This window comes from Cohnella faecalis, from assembly GCF_003570905.1.
GTDB lineage: Bacteria > Bacillota > Bacilli > Paenibacillales > Paenibacillaceae > Cohnella > Cohnella faecalis.
Window position 1 is genome coordinate 391,498 of sequence record NZ_QXJM01000040.1, and the last position, 15,789, is coordinate 407,286.

The following is a 15,789-nucleotide window of genomic DNA, read 5'->3' on the forward strand; positions in this document are numbered from 1 at the left end:
GCCTGCACCTCCTCATGACGGTAATTTGATAACCATTCCGATTTGCAGGCTTTTAAGCTGCGCATCCTTGATACCGTTCAACTTCTGAATCTCGGGCCAGCGGCTCGCGTCGCCCAATATTTTTTGGGCCACCTTGTACAGGCTGTCTCCGGCAACGAGCTTATAGGTTTTCGGGACTTGCTTCTCGTTCGGCCTTGCAGGCTTCTTCGAAACGGTCTTCTTATTAATCGTTACAGTTTGAGCCGCATAAAATCGGTATTCTTTCAGCTCGATTTTGTACTCGATATCCCCTCCGCTTCCCGCAATCTCCGACCATTCGAACGACTCGATGCTGACGGGAATGTTGATATCATAGTGGCCGGAAAAAACAAATCGAATAGGCCGCTTAGTCGCCATCCAGCGTTCAATTGTCTGTACATATTTGGCCGGCATAAGAAAAACGGCTTTCGTTTCTTGCAATATGGGGTAATTAACAGCTGGAAAAAAGGAGCTAAAGCTTATCCCTTTGAGACTTCGAGCGGTAATGACATTGATCTCGCCGAGCCCTACGACCGTATAGGTCTTTCCATTTCCGCTTCCTTTAATTTCTAATATTTCTGGAAGAATTGGGATTTTTAACTTTTCGTCTCCGTTATTGAAGCTCAGCTGAATGCTATACTCCAACTCCATTATCCATACACCCCTTGAACCGAACTAGAGAACTCCTCCTCCAAGTAGCTCTTAATACCGGTAATAATGGTCCCGATATCCGACTCGTTGCGGACATGCGTCTCGCCAAAGGAGATTTGCGGTGTCAGATTGACGAAGTTTTGAATATTTTTCATTTCCGCCAATTCTCTCATCGCTTTCAAATCCTCGCTGGAGATCTCGACCTTATCTCCAATTGTTCCAACCTCGTTGACCCTGTTAATGTTGGCCGAGCGCCCCTGATTGGAGAACCCATTAGTTTCGTTAGTCTTAGCCTTGTTCAGATTGGCCGGGTGGCTTTGATTCCACTTGGAAAAATCGGGTGGGGCTGCCTTATCCTTGGCCTCCTGCTCCTTAGCCGCTTTTTCTGCCTGCTCTAGAGCTCGTTTTGATTTTCGGTCATCAAGCATCTTTAATCTATCGGCTTCCCGACTGGCTGCCTTAGCCGCAGCATCTTGTTTCATTTTATTGACTTCATCTATACCGGCTTGCTTAATAGCCTTAGCCCGTGCCTCAGCTTGCACGCTAATTTGTACAGGCTGAATTATTTGAAAGTTGGTCCCTAAAATTTTATTTGACGTTTCTGAAAGCCAGTTGATTGCATCGATCGCGCCATTAATCATAGCTTCAATGGCTTGTAACGCCAGAACCCCCGCCGATTGAAAAGCGTTTACTATGCCGTTGCCGACCATAGTAAAGAAAATAGGAATTTGATCAAAAAAGTTCAGGATCATATTCCAAGCTTGCATTAAACCGCCCGCAAATTGGTCATTCGTGTTCCAAAGGTTAATTAACCATCTGACAAGAAGGACGATTCCGGCAATCAACGCAATAATTACAATAACGATCCAGGTCATCGGATTGGCTAATAATGCGGCATTAAACCCAATCTGCGCGCCGGTTGCCAATTCGGTCGCCGCCACTTGGGCGAGTGTTGCACCCGTTGAATATGCCGAGCGGGCCGCAGAAATGGTCGTCAATAAATTCTGAATTCCCAGAGCGACATTAGATGCTATAGTCGCTATCTTCCAAAGCGCCAAGGCCGATGTAACGCCGATAATAGCCGTTTCAATAGCCGACCAGTTATTCGTAATGAAATCGGTAATCTGTCCCGATTGAAGAAATTCATTCACTTTGTCGATCAAGGGTGCCAAAGAAGTAAGGGCTGCAGCTCCGACATCATTCAAGGTCGTTTTCATATTGTTGCCCAAAGCTTCCATCTGCTTGGCTGGACTATCCATCATCCCGTCAAACGCAGCTTGGCCCATATTTTGTTTTTCCATGAGCTGGTCGAACGCGCTCAAGAAGCCATCCATATCTCCGGCTTTGGCTAACTCTTCGATTTTAAAAGACTGCACGCTTGACTGAGGCATATTAAACCGTTCGGAAAGCGCGCCAACATCCCCGGACATGGCTTCCTTCAGCACATTCGCGGCGCTTTCAATGCCGCCCCCCTCCAAATCAAATGCAGACAATCGATTAGCTAAACTGTTTAGCTTTGTCAGTTGATCGGTATTTTGAGTTATGCTAAAAAACGAAAGCGTCCCTTTCAACGATTCGTTGACATCCTGCCCCGCTGCCATTGCATCGGCTTTAAACTTCTCAAACATTGCGGTGCCGATATCCCCCGATCCCGTTCCGGCTTTAAACATTTCCGCCAGGTTCAGCTGATCCATAGCGCCGCCGAAGCTAGAGCTTAAAAAGCCGCCAACGTCTTGTAAGGTTTGGTATGCAGATAGAAGTCCATTAATCCTCGCCTGCAGCCCACCCGCTTCCGACTTGCCCTCACTCTTCTGCTGGTTGGGGGTATCCTGAGATTGCCGAGCACTTCTGTTCGCTCCGTTTAACTGAATGCCAGCCGATCTTAACCGTCCGACAGCGGCAATGAGACGCATAACGAGCCTTTGAATATTGGTAAACATCACGGTCAGCGCTGCCGGTAACTGAATTTGGATCGTCGTTCTAATCGAACCGATCCCGGCCATTAACTGACCCCGCAGTGCAGACATCTCGGCCAAAGCCTGTGACGTATCCAACGATGCCTTGATCTTGACAGTAAATCCTTTCAAGCGAGTTCTGATTTGGTTGCGAAAATCCGACGTTTCAACAGCCGTTATCTTAACTTCCGCATGCACGGTCCCTATTTGCCTTTCGATGCGAACGCGAACCGATGCAGCCTGCGAGAGTGCCTGTGTCGAATCCAGCGCTACTTCGACCATTGCTCTATCCAATACTACTCGAATGGAAGAAAAGCCTGACGATGCAATATGCTGTCGCAACTGTTCTACTTCTGCCAATACTCCGCCAATGTCAATCGTGAGCTTTACACTTGCCTCCGTCGATGCTATTCGGTTAATCGTTTCATGAAGCTGTTCGTTCGCAGCGATCTCATCAAAAACCAAACGAACGGTTACTGCCGGATTCAATACCTGCAGTACGGTTAAAAGACGAGTTCGTATCTCTCCGGCTTCAGGCGGACCCACATTGATAATCGCCCAGAACTGTCCGGTTACGCTTCTAATCCTTTCTCGGGCTTCTTCCGCATCCAGAATGGCGCCTTCCGAATAAAGCTCAATGCTAGCCTCGACGACAGGCAAATTGGTTTGCAGCAATTGCTGGACTCGGGCATAGTCCTGAACAATACCACCCGTATCAAAAAAGATATTGAACACGACCGTCTCGCCAAAACTGGATTCCAACCGATCCTTAAGACCATCCAATTGCGACAATGCACCCGAAGTGTCGATTTCGACAGCCATCCGCTGCTGAAGCTGCTGCTGCAGCCGTCGGGCCAGACCGAGCGCCCGCTGTATTTCCTTCTGAGCTCGGTTCAGCGTCTGCGAGACCTGAGCGAACATCTGCAAGCTGGAACTAACCGTTGCCATTATTTCACCACCTACTGTTCCCGAAATAAATAAAACTCGGCGGCAGCCACATGCCGGAAATTGCCGGAATAAGAGAAACCCGCCGTCTTGTTAGAAGACGCGGGTTCCTCACCATTCCCAACAGAATTATCTTTTTTTAGCCGCTTTTTTTTCTTGCTCCACTCGGATATCTATCATAGCGAAGATAGCCGCTCTCTCCCTGCGGTTCATCTTCACCAGCTCGTGCGGCAGAATCTGGAGCTCATGGAGGGCATAGTAGGCATAGTTCGCCTCGCCGTCGCCCTCCCGGATCAGTTTTTTACTTCTTCAATCAGATCGTTAAGATCTTTATCGAAGCCGTTCAGCTCCTGAACCTTCTGTACGATGGAGGAATACTCGCCGGGACGGAGCATCTTGCGAAGCAAGCTTTCCGCGCCCATAACGCCGTAGGACTTTTGCAAGTCCGCATTTTTCAGGTTCGGGAAAGTAACGCTGGACACGACCAGCTTGGCCAAGTAATCGTCCGAGTTGGTCTCGACCGTCTGCTGGCCGTATTTGCCTTTTACTTTCCGCGTAGCCGCCTTGCGGCATTCTTCGTTCTCTTCCTCCGTCATGCTCCGCAGCTTCCATGGAATCGGCTTGCCCGCCTTATCCTTGAAACGCTCCGAGACGATAAAGTCCTCAACTTCCTCTACCGCCACATTCTGTGCATAAAATACGCTCAAATCACTCACGTTCGATACGCCTCCCAAAATTTATTAGCCAAGCGCCGGCGCGCTGAAATTGGTCCCGATAAAGACATCCTCAAAAGTAAATTCAATATCCTCGTCCAGCGCTTCGCTTTCGGTATCCAATTTAGCAATAATGACCTTGTCCAAATTGACATTCTTAAGCGTAACCGTCTGCTGGCCAACGGTGGAATTGGGATCCTCGTTAACTACAGAGACTTCAAAATAGGTGTCAATTCCCGTTTTGACATAATCGAGCATCAGCTGTCTGAATTTGGAAGTCATATAGTAAATCGTCATGCTGCCGGTACCCGACCATCCGGTTGCTTTGTGCTGCGTACCGCGCCGACCGAGCGTCTTAATCTCGGCCTTGCTCTTCTCGATCGTGGCTTCGAGCTTCTTAATGTAGAACATTTCTTCATTCACATTATTAATCTTGGCATAGGCCCGGCCTTCTTGACCGTTAATGGTATCGCGCGCTAGAAGGAAAGACATCTTACTTCACCTTCACTTTCATATAAATTTTTTCGATTGCATCAACCGGCTGTACGCTCAATTCGACATAAACGCTATCCGATTCGATACCGCTCGTAACCTGCACATCCGCTTGAGAATCAAAATTTTGAATGGCGCCCGCCGCCTGCAACGACGCCAGATAGGTGACGATCTCGGCTTTCAGCAAATTGCGACCGTCGGCGTTGTTGTTGACTTTGCCCAAATAATACGCTTCAAAAATACGTTTGAAGTCGTTGCCGACACCGTCCAGCACCCGGACAACGCGGTTCTTGCGGAACTGCTTGCCTTTGTCCGGAGTAAAGCTGGTCAGGCTGTTAATGTCCTGCTCGACGATAGCCTTGCCGCCGCTCACTGTGAACAAGAGCTCTCCGGCTTCCAACGCCGTGATGGTTTGCGAATTCGTATATCTCGGAGACGCATCTACAGCATCATCGTAAGCTTGGTAGGTTAACGACTCGGCGATGGTTGCTGCGGCCGTCGCTCCTGCTACCCATGCAGTCGCCTGAGCAGCCGTAAGCGTTGTTCCATCCGAAAGTACAACGCCGTTCTTGACGCTAATAATGCCCTCGTGGTCCGCAACCGGATAATTTTCGAGAACCGCTTGGACTTTCGTCCCTTCCGTATCCCGCAATCGGCGCGCAAAAGCCGCATAGACGCCTTTGAGCACGTTGTCGGTTCCAGGATACGCCACCGTTTGCCAATCCCTCAGCTCCAGCGCTGCCAAAAAGTCCGTATGGTCGCCGTTGACTGCCGTTCCGTCCGCACCGCCGGTCAGCGCGGCGCCGGCCGACGTCGTAATCGTTCCGGTACCCGACCAAGTTACCCATGCGTTCGGCGCAAGGTCGGCAATGGCCGATACGACCTGACGATCCACCTCTTCGCCTTCCAACACCGTAATAACATCAAATTTCGCATTGTCATCTACATTGGTCTGAACAATAATCGTCAGATCGTTCCCTCTAGCACCGCCGTGCTTGGCCGTTGCCGTAAGAACACCGATCGCTTTGCTCGCTTTCGTACCGGTGTTCAGACGATAGAGAAGCAACGTCTTTGCCCGCTTAAGAGATTCCCGAATCAACAGCAGCTCCGGCGCTGCGATGTCATACCCGAGCAGCTCGCTCACATCATCGCCGGCATTAATCTCAAGAATTTGCTTGCTCGGCCCCCACGGCAGTACTAAAGCCGCAGCAACAATGCCGCGCTCACCAACCGAACCTAGCGCTCCGCCTTCACTCACGAAGTTGATATAGGCGCCCGGACGTACTTTGTTCTGTGCTACCCATGTTCCACCCGCCATTTTACTTCACCGTCCCTTGTTCAAAGTCTGATATCATGCGTTCGGCCTTATCGACCGAATATAGCTCGTAATTCGTGAGAACTGCAGAAAGCACGTCCTTCTGCAAAGGTGTAAATCGGCCGGCCTCCAGCAATTGCCGCTTGCTGTACGTCGGCTCAAGCGAGTTGTTTGACACCGGAGTATCCTGCTCGTTGTGATGACTCATTTGATCCCTTCCTCCACTTCGACCGACCCCATAAGCGGTACCGGCATGATTGGTTTGAACATGTACAAATTAACGTTGACAAAAAAATGCAGCACGCTATCTACAAATTCATAGCGCATCCCAGTTCCGCGCACCTGCCCGACTTCAAGCGGGATATACTCCAAAGCCTCGGTCAACCGCTCGGCTGCATCGTGAGCTTCTTCGATCGGTTCGATGGCGGATAACGGGAAATACTGAATGTCGAAAGAGTGCGCTCGGGCGTAACGTCTCCCCATGATGCGGCTCTGTGCCACAGGGAAATCTTTGACGAAGAAGCACGGCTTGACCACTCCCTCATCAACTGTCTCCGTATGGATCGGGAGCCCCGGGAACGCTTCACCTAACGCTCCAATGACGGCATCGCGAACATCGATTGCCGTTACCATGCCCTCACCTCTGATACCCATTAATAACTCCTAGAATAGGCTCCGCTTGCCTCGCCCAATCTTTCTTCGCTTCCGCCGACTCGCGCTCTTGAAACGCGGCTTGACTCCGCTGTCAGTTACGAATAAGAAGGCTTTGCTTACCTGCAGGGCCTCCAGCTGGTCGTCAAGGCCGCCCTTCACGGAGCCGACATCGTCCAGCTCGATTTTGTTTTTGTCGAGCAATCCGGCAACGATGTCCAAATCGTGTACTTTGCCGGCCAGCGACGATTTCAGTGCCATACTTAGCCGCAAATCATTCAGATCGGCTTCAAACTTTTCCGAGGCAGATCTGTTGTCGGCTTGCAGCTGTGCAATCTGCTCCTTCAAGGCAGCCTCGTTGCTCAGCGCTTTCTGGAGCTCTTCGAGCTGCTTGTCCCGCGCCTTGAGCGTTCGCGCCGCCGTCTTGCGCGCCGTATTTACAATTTCAAAACGATACGGCGGCACATAGCCCGTGTAGTTAGTTGTCACTCCTTCCGTAATCGTCTTGATTTGGGCTTCGCTCAGCCCCTGTGCCTCGAGTAACTTCTTCAGCCATTCCATGCGTATCATCCTCACTTTTTATCCCGGTCGTGTCCGGTGATGATAGTGTGACAGCGTGTGGGCTCCGGCAGTCTCATCCGAAGCCCGTAATGTCTCTCTACTAACAGCGACTTTGGGGGACAACTGTGTGACAAGAATCGTCAAATCGCTTGCTGGGCTTTGGATTTCGCCCTCTGAACGTATTCTTTAACGGTGTACCTCGATAGACCTAATGCACTCCCGATCTGTGCGTAAGACAACCCCTGGGTCGCATACAAGAGATAACAATCGCGCTCACGATCGCTCATCGCCCGAATTGCCTCCAGGGCTGCTTGTCGCTGCTCCGTCGTCAGCCGGATTGGACTGACAGGCTCCGCCTCTTGAAGCGAAGGGAACAGGTCCTTGTCCAACACAAACGGCTCGCGATACATGCCCCGGCGCTCGACACCCCGGTAGATTCCCGGCTGGCGACCGGATTGCATCCACTTGATCGCATAGGCCATATCGGAAATCATACCCGCCAAATGGACTTGGTCCGGGTGATCCGGCGATAACAGCTTACGGGAAGCTTCAAGCTGTCGTTTGCCTTTCGCATACTCCTTCAATCGCTCTTTTACCCACATCCGCCATCACGCTCCCCGGCCAAGTCTCAGCTTGATAATCAGCTCATTAAGAGCCACCTTATGGACTCCTAGGCATGAGGCCATTTCACGGCGAGCCATTATGCCGTAATTTGCCCGGACGAAAGCTTCGATTTCCGGAGGAACCCGCAATTCATTCCGGGCCTTGTTGTGCCCAAGGCTCTTCCTCCTCGTTTCGACGACTTCATATTCATCGAAAACAGCCGAATATTGCCCTCGATCGATTCGTTTGATTACTCCTCGTTTTTCCATCCGTTCAAGCGTCGCTGCCACTTTTTCGCGATTGCATTCCAGACTTGCCGTAATATCCACCGGTCTCACTCCCTGAACGGCCAGGACATAGACAGGCTCTTCCAGACTGGTTATCTGCGCTCTCATTAACGCCACCTACCTTTTTTGTCGTTTGTTTCTCGATTATCAGATAATTAATTTATCCGTTTGGAGCAAAAAAAACATTGATTGGATAAACAACATTACTTATAATGGTAATTAGATAAAATAATTATCGATCTCTGTATATCGACAACCCTAACCCCCAAATAACCCCATCTCAGAGACAACTTTAGACGGCGCTCCGTTATTTGACATCATTGCAGTCTCTTTCCGATACTTTCACTATAACGGATAATTAATTTATCCGTCAAGAGGGTATGGATAATATTCTATGAGGTGGTCCTTAATGAACTTTGGTGAAAAATTGACCCGACTAAGAGAGCAAAAAGGCCTTAGTCAATACGAAGTTGCAGAGAGATTAGGAATCAAAAGGCCAAGATACAATGCTTGGGAACAAAGCCTCGCTAAACCCCGAGCAGATTTGCTTAATTTGCTTGCTACTTTTTTCGAGGTTAGTCCAAGCTATCTTCTTGGGTTCAATGAAGAAGACACTCCTCAGCAACCAGAGCCTCCATTCGAACCCGGCACCATCGCGGCGCACCATGAAGGAGAAGACTGGTCAGAAGAGGAGCAAGAAGATATCCGGAGGTTCAAGGAATTCTTAAAATCGAAACGGATCAATAAATAACAGGAGAGATGTCATGCCTTACGACCGCCTGCTTACAAAGGCCGACCAAGATGGCGTCGAAGTATACGAAGAGCCAATGGCGCCAGCCAACAAAGGCCTCTATGCCGATGGCGTGATTTGGATCAATAAGACTATACCTACAGCTACCGAGAAAGCCTGTATACTTGCCGAGGAGCTTGGACATTATCACACGACCGCCGGAAACATTCTGGATCAACGCGATGTACGCAATCGAAAACAGGAAAAACGGGCTCGCAACTGGGCCGTTGAAAATCTAATCCCATTGCACGCGTTTATCGCAGCCTTTAAGTCCGGAGTAAGAAATCGATTTGAATTGGCCGATTTCCTCGACGTCACCGAAGAGTTTCTCGATTCATCCATTCGCCATTACCAGGAAAAACACGAATTCTACGCTATTCACGGTCACTACATCGTCGGGTTCGATCCCTTGTTCGTTGCTGAGATATTCGAGCCAAAACCATTATGATCAAAGCCATAATATTTGATTTGGATGGAACACTCCTTGATCGCGACCGATCTCTGACAGCTTTTATCGAGAATCAATACGATCGGTATCCGGCTTTCCATGGTGTGGAGAAGAATGAATTTGTTAGACGTTTTATTGAACTGGATCAGAAGGGTTATGTTTGGAAGGATCGGGTCTATCAGACGCTTGTTGAGGAATTACAGATTGCATTGAACTGGCAGGATTTGTTGACCGATTATGTGGAATCTTTTCAGAATCATTGTGTCGGCTTTCCGGGGTTAATAGAAACTCTTGAGCAATTGAAGGAGAAGAAATTAAAGCTAGGTATTATAACCAATGGGTTTGGCCGATTTCAGATGAACAACATTAAAGGGTTAAAGATCGAGCATTATTTTGACGAAATCCTAATATCGGAACTGGAAGGCTTAAGGAAGCCGGACAGTCGGCTATTCCAGAGGGCTTTAACCCGGCTCGGAGTCGCGCCTGAGGAATCCGTGTTTGTAGGAGATCATCCTATTAATGACGTTGAAGCCAGCATTGCTGCCGGTATGAAGGGAATCTGGAAAGAAGATCATCATTTTGAAAGACCGTCGAAAGTATCTTCGGTTATTACGGAGTTGAGTGAAATTAAAAACGTTCTTGCGAATTTTGAAAAAAAGAAAAGAACCATTTATATACTCTCAGGGCCTGCGGGAGTCGGGAAATCGACAACATCTCAAGTGCTTGTTCAAGCCTTGGAAAGAAGCGCCTACATTTCGGGGGACGATATTAGCCATCTGCCCGTTAACGGCAGGGGGCAGCCCTGGATTTGCGAAGAAACATTAAAGCTTACATGGATCAACATGGCGAGCTTGGTGAAAAATTTGATTAAGTTCGACTACGATGTCGTAATCGACTACGTTGCTTTCCCAAGAGATGTGGATTGGTTTCGCCAACAATTAAGCGATTATGATCTCACCATTAAATATGTAGTATTCATGGTTGATCTGGAAACTTTATTGCTCCGAGATCAATTAAGGCCAAAGGAAGCTCAGATGGGGAAAGAAGCGCCATTTTGCTTAAAGAATTTGAAGAGGCTTTGATTGATCGGAAACATGTTATCGACACAACCTCCTACACAACCGATCAACTGGACGAAATTATCGAAACGATTAAAGCGGATGATCGATTTCTCGTCGGCGGAAGCTAGCGCTATGTGCTCGGAAAGTAGTATTATTTAAGTAATCGTATTTCGGAACCGAGAGGACGAGATAACATGGAGGACATGCTTAAAAGGATTCTCTCTGAGATTCAAGAAGTAAAAACAGACGTGCAAGGAGTTAAAGCGGATCTCATTGAGGTCAAAGCGGATCTCATTGAGGTCAAAGCGGATCTCGTTGAAGTTAAAGCAGAGATTCGAGAAGTAAAAACGGAGCTCAAGGAGTTCCGTGAAGACCAAGCAGTCACGAATAAACTGCTTTCTGGCGACACAGCGGGGATCAAGACCCAGTTACGTGATAAAGCAAAGGATGATCGTGAATTCAGGAGCGAAGTTCGCGAATGGCAGAATCGGACAAGCAGACGAATCGACAACTTGGAAGACCGAATAGATGGCGTTAGGGACGCGCTGAACCACTAGCAGCAATAAAACCGAGGAGACGATTCCTCGGTTTTCACATTTTCATGACTTATATCTATCTCTAATGAGGTGACTAATGGATCGCCGCGTTATCCAACTTGCAAAAAAAGAATCGATTCGAATAATCCGCCAAGCCGGGCAGATTGCCAAAAATAAATTCGATAACCTTGTTGATATTAGATCAAAAGGCGATTCGGGAGATGTCGTGACCGAAGTCGACCACATGGCCGAGGAAATCATCATTAATCACATTCAATCCCTGTTCCCTGATCATCAAATCCATAGCGAAGAAGCAGGATTAATCGGAACCCCGAGTGATTGGCAATGGCTGATCGATCCGTTGGATGGGACGAACAATTTTGCAATCGGATTGCCTATTTTCACAACGTCAATTACCTTGATGTATAGAAAAGCACCCGTTCTTGGCGTCATCTATGAGCCTTGGACAGATCGACTATTCGTCTCCGCCCTGAACGAAGGAGCTTCCTGCAACGACAGGCCGATACATATGAAGCACAGCCCCAATTTCCTCAAAGGGAACATAGGCTGGATTCAAGGCCACAAGGTACAGAATGACCCTAAAGCCGTGATATTGAGGCAGCATATCGACGTGAGCTTCAAAAGAATGCTGAGGCTATGGGCGCCGACGCTTCAGTGGTGCATGCTTGCCAAGGGCGATCTTGATGGCATCGTCTTATATAATTCGGAAGGCGACGATTTGTATTCCGGAGTTCTGATGGTCAAGGAAGCGGGCGGCTCCGTCATCGATTTTGAAGGAATTCCATTCGAAGGAATGAGCGAAGAACCTTACCTCATTGCCTGTCACCCCGATCACAAACACGACTTATTAAAAATTGTAAAACAAGGCTTGCATCAATAGCCCGATATGGAAGGCGAAGCACGCAAAAGGAGCCGATCGGACATGTCCGTCGACTCCTTTTTCATGAATTTCAGTATTGAAAAATTAACTGAACAGCACGGCAAAGAGTACAATGATCAATGGAATGGCGATAGTCCCCCCCATGATAACCCAGCTCATTGGACGCGCGAAGTTCAAGGTCCAGCCCATGCCGAAGCGCTTATCCACGAACAGCGCCGCATCGTCGGGATTGTAATAGATCATTCCCCCGCCTCGCCAATGCCGTTCGTCCTGAACGGGAGCGTTCGATTGCTGGTCCAGTCCTTTATTTGTAAGGTAGATGACCAATCCGATCACCGAACCGATCAGGAGAAGGGGCAGCGCTATCACGATGCCGTTCAACGCGTCCTGCGGCCAATCGTAAATCATGAAGGCCTGCACGATTCCGAAAAAAGTGACGATAACCAAGGACAGCGCCCATAGAAAAATGGAGTTGATTCGCCGGAATTTCCGCTGTTTCTCCAATGACTTCTCCGGATCCTTCGGGTCGAGCTGCAACTTGCTGACTCGAATGGAGTAATTAATGAACCAGAAGAGCCCGGCAAGAAACAACTGGATAAAATTCAGCATAAAGACGAATCCGATCGACTTGGGCGACACCGTGTCCGGCTTACCGTTCATACCGTAATGGGTGACCACCGTGTCGGGAATTCGATCCCACAGAGCGATAGCGAAAATAACGCAAACCGCTATAACAAGAACATGCACCAAAAACCAGCCATTGTGCAGCGTCATATTTTGCGGTCTGGGGAGGAGCGATGCCACTCTCCTTTCGGAAGGCGTAACGACCCAGCCCCGTTCGGATTTGAGCTTCAAAGCCGCTTGGCGGCACATTCCGAAAATGGATCCGAATAAAATCAACTGCAGGAAGGTGACTGTCAGGATAATCGCCGCTTCATCACCGCTCAGCGAATAGCTGACTCCGCCGCCCGCTCCGAAAGCAACGATTGCCGTTATCCAGATCCGCCATGCGAACCGTTTCCGGAGCGCCCGGATTTGGTCAAGCTCCCGATCTTCCTCCGGAACGGCCACCCCGAACAACACCGTCTTCATGCCATAATAAGGCTGTAAGCTGAATAAGAGTACTATTAACAACTCCACGATCCCAAGGGTCGTCCAATTCCACATTGCCATCGTCATGACAATCGCCCTCCCCCTTCTACCGCTGTTCGGAATACTTCCTTGCACCTATCGGCGAACGCTTCGGCGCTCATTCCCCTAACCGCGGATTCGGCTGCCAATACCTTGAGCTGTCTGGTCAGTTTGTCATCGAACGCGCTCGTTATTCCCGGCATGCCGCCCGGATTAACGACGACCCCTTGCTTGCGATGAACCTGCAGGAAGCCTTCTTGCTTGAGCAGCGTATAAGCTTTGTTCACAGTATGCAAATTAATGCCGAGATCGGCAGCCAAACCGCGCACCGACGGTAGCGGATCGCCGGGCTTGAGAGCGCCCGAGGCGATTCCTTCGATCAAGCTATCGACAAGTTGAGCGTATAAGGGCACTTCCGATTGCAAATCCATTTCCACGAACATGATAGCTTCCTCCTCCCTGATATGCTCTTCTCCAGCGAATCGTTCTTTGGCCTTTCGACTTATGCGAGTAGGCGATTACGGACATTCCGGGTAGTATAATGAGTAGAGCGATAAACTGTATCCCTATTCATCTTTGTTAATCTGTTATGCTATATATATAACAGATATAACGAATGAACACAACAACCAGTAACCTACTCACATGGAAAAAGGGGCGACCCACATGAAAATTGTCGTAGCTCCGGACAAGTTTAAGGGCAGCCTCACCGCCAAACAGGTTGCCGAAGCTATTCGTCGAGGCCTATTAGATGCGCATCCGAATTGGAACGTACGGACTTTTCCGATGGCTGACGGCGGGGATGGGACTATGGAGTGCCTAGTCGATGCGACAGGCGGGCACTATGGGTCTACAGTAGCGAAGGATCCTATCGGCAGATCCCGTAATGTCGAATATGGAATTCTTGGCGACGGCCTCACTTGCGTTGCAGAGCTTGCCTCTTCATCGGGTCTAACGCTATTGGCTCCCCACGAACGGGATCCTCTACGCGCCTCAACATTCGGCTTCGGGCAACTGATTCGGGCGGGACTTGACGCTGGCGCCCGACGCTTCATTCTATGTCTCGGCGGCAGCGCGACTAACGATGGCGGCGCCGGCATGCTGCAAGCGCTCGGATTCGGACTGCTGGGCGATAAAGGACTTCCGATAGGACTTGGCGGCGAGGAGCTGCGCGGACTGCGCATCCTTACTCGAGACGGTGCAGATCCGCGCCTCACGCAATGCGAATGGATCGCAGCCTGCGATGTCAACAATCCTCTTCTCGGCCTTCACGGGGCCTCGGCCGTCTTCGGTCCGCAGAAAGGCGCGACTGCCGAAATGGTCGGGCGGCTGGACGAGGCACTGTCGAATTGGGCAGACATCCTGACCGCGACGACTGGCATCCGCGTTCATGATATGCCCGGTGCAGGAGCGGCCGGCGGCGTAGCTGCAGCGTTGGCGGCTGCGCTCGGTGCCCGATTGGCACCGGGAGTGCGGATTTGCTTGGAGGCAAGCGGCATCGAGAGGGAATTGGCCGGAGCCGATCTCGTTATCACCGGCGAAGGCCGGATCGACTCGCAGACGCTTTCTGGAAAAACGCCGCTCGGCGTCGCCCAAGCGGCCCGCAATTTCGGAGTGCCTGTCCTTCTTGTGGGAGGAGACATAGCTGATGACGTAACATTGGAGCATTGGCAACAATATGGAGTTCGCCGAATTATCGGATTAAGAGAGAAGGAGATGTCTATGTTGGAGGCGATATCCCAGGCATCTCGGCTTCTGGAAAACCGTATGTTTTGCTTCTTCCGGGATGAATCCGAAAAATTTTTTCTTGCATAAATTTACGAAACTACCTCTTTCCTTTTGAAATCTGCTGTGCTATAATCTGTAATGTTCGCCGAAAAAGGCAGCCTTTCGAGACGTAGCTCAGCTTGGTAGAGCACCTGGTTTGGGACCAGGGGGTCGCATGTTCAAATCGTGTCGTCTCGACCATCAATACATCATTAATGCGACCTTCGCGGGTCGCATTTTTTGTTATATTCATTTGGAGCATTATGCTAGAATGGGAAAATCAAACAGGTCGAGAGGAACTATTCCAATGGCTGCCCTTCATTCTTTCACGCAAGGATTTTTGTTCTCACTCTCCCTGTGCTTCGATCTTGGCATCGTGAACGTTGCAATCATGAAGACCGGTATCGAGCGAGGTATCAAGCCTTCCTTCCTCATTGGTTTTGGCTCATGCTTTGGCGATCTGACTTATCTTGCCTTGGCGCTCCTCGGAGTCGGCGTTATTTTTCAAATTGCATGGGTCGAGTGGACGTTGTGGATCGTTGGATCAGTTGCGCTATTCTACTTGACGTTCAAGGCGCTTCGAGAGACTTGGCGTCCGAAGGAATTCGGCGCCTTGGGTGCAGCCGTCGTCCGATCGCCCGTGAAAGATTGGACCGCCGGTCTCGGTCTCGCCCTATCGTCGCCTTCGGTCATTGCGTGGTTCGCGTTGGTCGCAGGCCCCATCGTGTCCAGTATGCGCATCCACAGTGGATTTGACCTCACTTACTTCGTCCTCGGCTTCTTCGCCGCAGGAGTACTCTGGTCTCTGGCAGTCGCTCTCGTCAGCAGTTCGACCGGCAAGCTATTCCGCGGCTCCATCGTCCGTTTCCTCTCGCTTGGCTCCGCTATACTCTTCCTATACTTCGCTATCCGGATTTTTGCAGGCGGCCTGCAAAACCTGGTCCTTGCCCCTTAAAACAAAAGC

The 15,789-nt window shown here is 49.9% G+C and carries 19 protein-coding genes and 1 tRNA gene; 8 read left to right on the forward strand and 12 right to left on the reverse strand.

Features of this window, described 5'->3' with window-relative positions; genetic code table 11:
* Positions 1-12 precede the first annotated feature (12 nt).
* The 10 genes from D3H35_RS23260 to D3H35_RS23305 form a co-directional block, all read right to left on the reverse strand.
* Positions 13-669, reverse strand: a complete 657-nt coding sequence (locus tag D3H35_RS23260) for a LysM peptidoglycan-binding domain-containing protein (RefSeq protein WP_199728587.1) — start codon at positions 667-669, stop codon at positions 13-15.
* Complete coding sequence (locus tag D3H35_RS23265) at positions 669-3,572, reverse strand: phage tail tape measure protein (RefSeq protein WP_147355925.1); 2,904 nt, start codon at positions 3,570-3,572, stop codon at positions 669-671. The genes D3H35_RS23260 and D3H35_RS23265 overlap by 1 nt, the downstream gene beginning before the upstream one ends.
* 290 nt (positions 3,573-3,862) lie before the next feature.
* Positions 3,863-4,285 (reverse strand): phage tail assembly chaperone, encoded by a 423-nt coding sequence (locus D3H35_RS23270; protein WP_119151558.1) that lies wholly within the window; start codon positions 4,283-4,285, stop codon positions 3,863-3,865.
* Positions 4,286-4,309: 24 nt separating this feature from the next.
* Positions 4,310-4,774, reverse strand: a complete 465-nt coding sequence (locus D3H35_RS23275; protein ID WP_119151559.1) for a phage tail tube protein — start codon at positions 4,772-4,774, stop codon at positions 4,310-4,312.
* A gap of 1 nt (position 4,775) precedes the next feature.
* The gene (locus D3H35_RS23280; protein WP_119151560.1) at positions 4,776-6,092 is read right to left on the reverse strand and encodes a phage tail sheath family protein; all 1,317 of its coding nucleotides are present in this window, start codon (positions 6,090-6,092) and stop codon (positions 4,776-4,778) included.
* Between the two features lies 1 nt (position 6,093).
* On the reverse strand, positions 6,094-6,297 hold the full coding sequence (locus D3H35_RS23285) for a hypothetical protein (RefSeq protein ID WP_119151561.1): 204 nt from the start codon (positions 6,295-6,297) through the stop codon (positions 6,094-6,096).
* Positions 6,294-6,743, reverse strand: a complete 450-nt coding sequence (locus tag D3H35_RS23290; protein WP_119151562.1) for a phage tail terminator family protein — start codon at positions 6,741-6,743, stop codon at positions 6,294-6,296. Before D3H35_RS23290 ends, D3H35_RS23285 begins: the two co-directional genes overlap by 4 nt.
* 9 nt (positions 6,744-6,752) lie before the next feature.
* Positions 6,753-7,301: a phage scaffolding protein gene (locus tag D3H35_RS23295; protein WP_158594241.1), complete on the reverse strand. Its 549-nt coding sequence runs from the start codon at positions 7,299-7,301 to the stop codon at positions 6,753-6,755.
* A gap of 140 nt (positions 7,302-7,441) precedes the next feature.
* The gene (locus D3H35_RS23300) at positions 7,442-7,903 is read right to left on the reverse strand and encodes a sigma-70 family RNA polymerase sigma factor (protein ID WP_119151564.1); all 462 of its coding nucleotides are present in this window, start codon (positions 7,901-7,903) and stop codon (positions 7,442-7,444) included.
* 6 nt (positions 7,904-7,909) lie between these two features.
* Positions 7,910-8,299, reverse strand: a complete 390-nt coding sequence (locus D3H35_RS23305; protein WP_119151565.1) for a hypothetical protein — start codon at positions 8,297-8,299, stop codon at positions 7,910-7,912.
* Positions 8,300-8,600: 301 nt separating this feature from the next.
* Between D3H35_RS23305 and D3H35_RS23310 the strand changes: the two genes are divergently transcribed.
* The 5 genes from D3H35_RS23310 (at position 8,601) to D3H35_RS23330 (ending at position 11,927) form a co-directional block, all read left to right on the forward strand.
* Complete coding sequence (locus D3H35_RS23310) at positions 8,601-8,942, forward strand: helix-turn-helix domain-containing protein (RefSeq protein WP_158594242.1); 342 nt, start codon at positions 8,601-8,603, stop codon at positions 8,940-8,942.
* Between the two features lie 13 nt (positions 8,943-8,955).
* Positions 8,956-9,429: an ImmA/IrrE family metallo-endopeptidase gene (locus tag D3H35_RS23315; RefSeq protein ID WP_119151567.1), complete on the forward strand. Its 474-nt coding sequence runs from the start codon at positions 8,956-8,958 to the stop codon at positions 9,427-9,429.
* Entirely contained in the window at positions 9,426-10,511 is a 1,086-nt protein-coding gene (locus D3H35_RS32835) for an HAD-IA family hydrolase (protein ID WP_233568110.1), read from the forward strand. The genes D3H35_RS23315 and D3H35_RS32835 overlap by 4 nt, the downstream gene beginning before the upstream one ends.
* A gap of 173 nt (positions 10,512-10,684) precedes the next feature.
* Positions 10,685-11,047: a coiled-coil domain-containing protein gene (locus D3H35_RS23325; RefSeq protein ID WP_119151568.1), complete on the forward strand. Its 363-nt coding sequence runs from the start codon at positions 10,685-10,687 to the stop codon at positions 11,045-11,047.
* A 76-nt stretch (positions 11,048-11,123) separates the two neighbouring features.
* Positions 11,124-11,927, forward strand: coding sequence for an inositol monophosphatase family protein (locus D3H35_RS23330; RefSeq protein WP_119151569.1), 804 nt, complete (start codon positions 11,124-11,126; stop codon positions 11,925-11,927).
* 84 nt (positions 11,928-12,011) lie between these two features.
* Here D3H35_RS23330 and D3H35_RS23335 read toward each other — a convergent pair whose 3' ends face one another.
* On the reverse strand, positions 12,012-13,106 hold the full coding sequence (locus tag D3H35_RS23335) for a DUF1648 domain-containing protein (protein ID WP_119151570.1): 1,095 nt from the start codon (positions 13,104-13,106) through the stop codon (positions 12,012-12,014).
* Complete coding sequence (locus D3H35_RS23340; RefSeq protein ID WP_119151571.1) at positions 13,103-13,501, reverse strand: GntR family transcriptional regulator; 399 nt, start codon at positions 13,499-13,501, stop codon at positions 13,103-13,105. Before D3H35_RS23340 ends, D3H35_RS23335 begins: the two co-directional genes overlap by 4 nt.
* 223 nt (positions 13,502-13,724) lie before the next feature.
* On the opposite strand from D3H35_RS23340, the gene D3H35_RS23345 reads away from it, so the two are divergent.
* The 3 genes from D3H35_RS23345 (at position 13,725) to D3H35_RS23355 (ending at position 15,780) form a co-directional block, all read left to right on the forward strand.
* On the forward strand, positions 13,725-14,873 hold the full coding sequence (locus D3H35_RS23345) for a glycerate kinase (RefSeq protein WP_119151572.1): 1,149 nt from the start codon (positions 13,725-13,727) through the stop codon (positions 14,871-14,873).
* Between the two features lie 76 nt (positions 14,874-14,949).
* Positions 14,950-15,026, forward strand: a tRNA-Pro gene (locus tag D3H35_RS23350).
* Between the two features lie 106 nt (positions 15,027-15,132).
* Complete coding sequence (locus D3H35_RS23355; RefSeq protein WP_158594243.1) at positions 15,133-15,780, forward strand: LysE family translocator; 648 nt, start codon at positions 15,133-15,135, stop codon at positions 15,778-15,780.
* Positions 15,781-15,789 lie beyond the last annotated feature (9 nt).

Excerpts from the sequence above, each read along its gene's own strand:
- D3H35_RS23260 (WP_199728587.1), bottom strand. The coding sequence starts at position 669 with ATGGAGTTGGAGTATAGCATTCAGCTGAGCTTCAATAACGGAGACGAA.
- D3H35_RS23265 (WP_147355925.1), bottom strand. The coding sequence starts at position 3,572 with ATGGCAACGGTTAGTTCCAGCTTGCAGATGTTCGCTCAGGTCTCGCAG.
- D3H35_RS23275 (WP_119151559.1), bottom strand. The coding sequence starts at position 4,774 with ATGTCTTTCCTTCTAGCGCGCGATACCATTAACGGTCAAGAAGGCCGG.
- D3H35_RS23280 (WP_119151560.1), bottom strand. The coding sequence starts at position 6,092 with ATGGCGGGTGGAACATGGGTAGCACAGAACAAAGTACGTCCGGGCGCC.
- D3H35_RS23285 (WP_119151561.1), bottom strand. The coding sequence starts at position 6,297 with ATGAGTCATCACAACGAGCAGGATACTCCGGTGTCAAACAACTCGCTT.
- D3H35_RS23290 (WP_119151562.1), bottom strand. The coding sequence starts at position 6,743 with ATGGGTATCAGAGGTGAGGGCATGGTAACGGCAATCGATGTTCGCGAT.
- D3H35_RS23295 (WP_158594241.1), bottom strand. The coding sequence starts at position 7,301 with ATGGAATGGCTGAAGAAGTTACTCGAGGCACAGGGGCTGAGCGAAGCC.
- D3H35_RS23300 (WP_119151564.1), bottom strand. The coding sequence starts at position 7,903 with ATGTGGGTAAAAGAGCGATTGAAGGAGTATGCGAAAGGCAAACGACAG.
- D3H35_RS23305 (WP_119151565.1), bottom strand. The coding sequence starts at position 8,299 with ATGAGAGCGCAGATAACCAGTCTGGAAGAGCCTGTCTATGTCCTGGCC.
- D3H35_RS23310 (WP_158594242.1), top strand. The coding sequence starts at position 8,601 with ATGAACTTTGGTGAAAAATTGACCCGACTAAGAGAGCAAAAAGGCCTT.
- D3H35_RS23315 (WP_119151567.1), top strand. The coding sequence starts at position 8,956 with ATGCCTTACGACCGCCTGCTTACAAAGGCCGACCAAGATGGCGTCGAA.
- D3H35_RS32835 (WP_233568110.1), top strand. The coding sequence starts at position 9,426 with ATGATCAAAGCCATAATATTTGATTTGGATGGAACACTCCTTGATCGC.
- D3H35_RS23325 (WP_119151568.1), top strand. The coding sequence starts at position 10,685 with ATGGAGGACATGCTTAAAAGGATTCTCTCTGAGATTCAAGAAGTAAAA.
- D3H35_RS23330 (WP_119151569.1), top strand. The coding sequence starts at position 11,124 with ATGGATCGCCGCGTTATCCAACTTGCAAAAAAAGAATCGATTCGAATA.
- D3H35_RS23335 (WP_119151570.1), bottom strand. The coding sequence starts at position 13,106 with ATGACGATGGCAATGTGGAATTGGACGACCCTTGGGATCGTGGAGTTG.
- D3H35_RS23340 (WP_119151571.1), bottom strand. The coding sequence starts at position 13,501 with ATGTTCGTGGAAATGGATTTGCAATCGGAAGTGCCCTTATACGCTCAA.
- D3H35_RS23345 (WP_119151572.1), top strand. The coding sequence starts at position 13,725 with ATGAAAATTGTCGTAGCTCCGGACAAGTTTAAGGGCAGCCTCACCGCC.
- D3H35_RS23355 (WP_158594243.1), top strand. The coding sequence starts at position 15,133 with ATGGCTGCCCTTCATTCTTTCACGCAAGGATTTTTGTTCTCACTCTCC.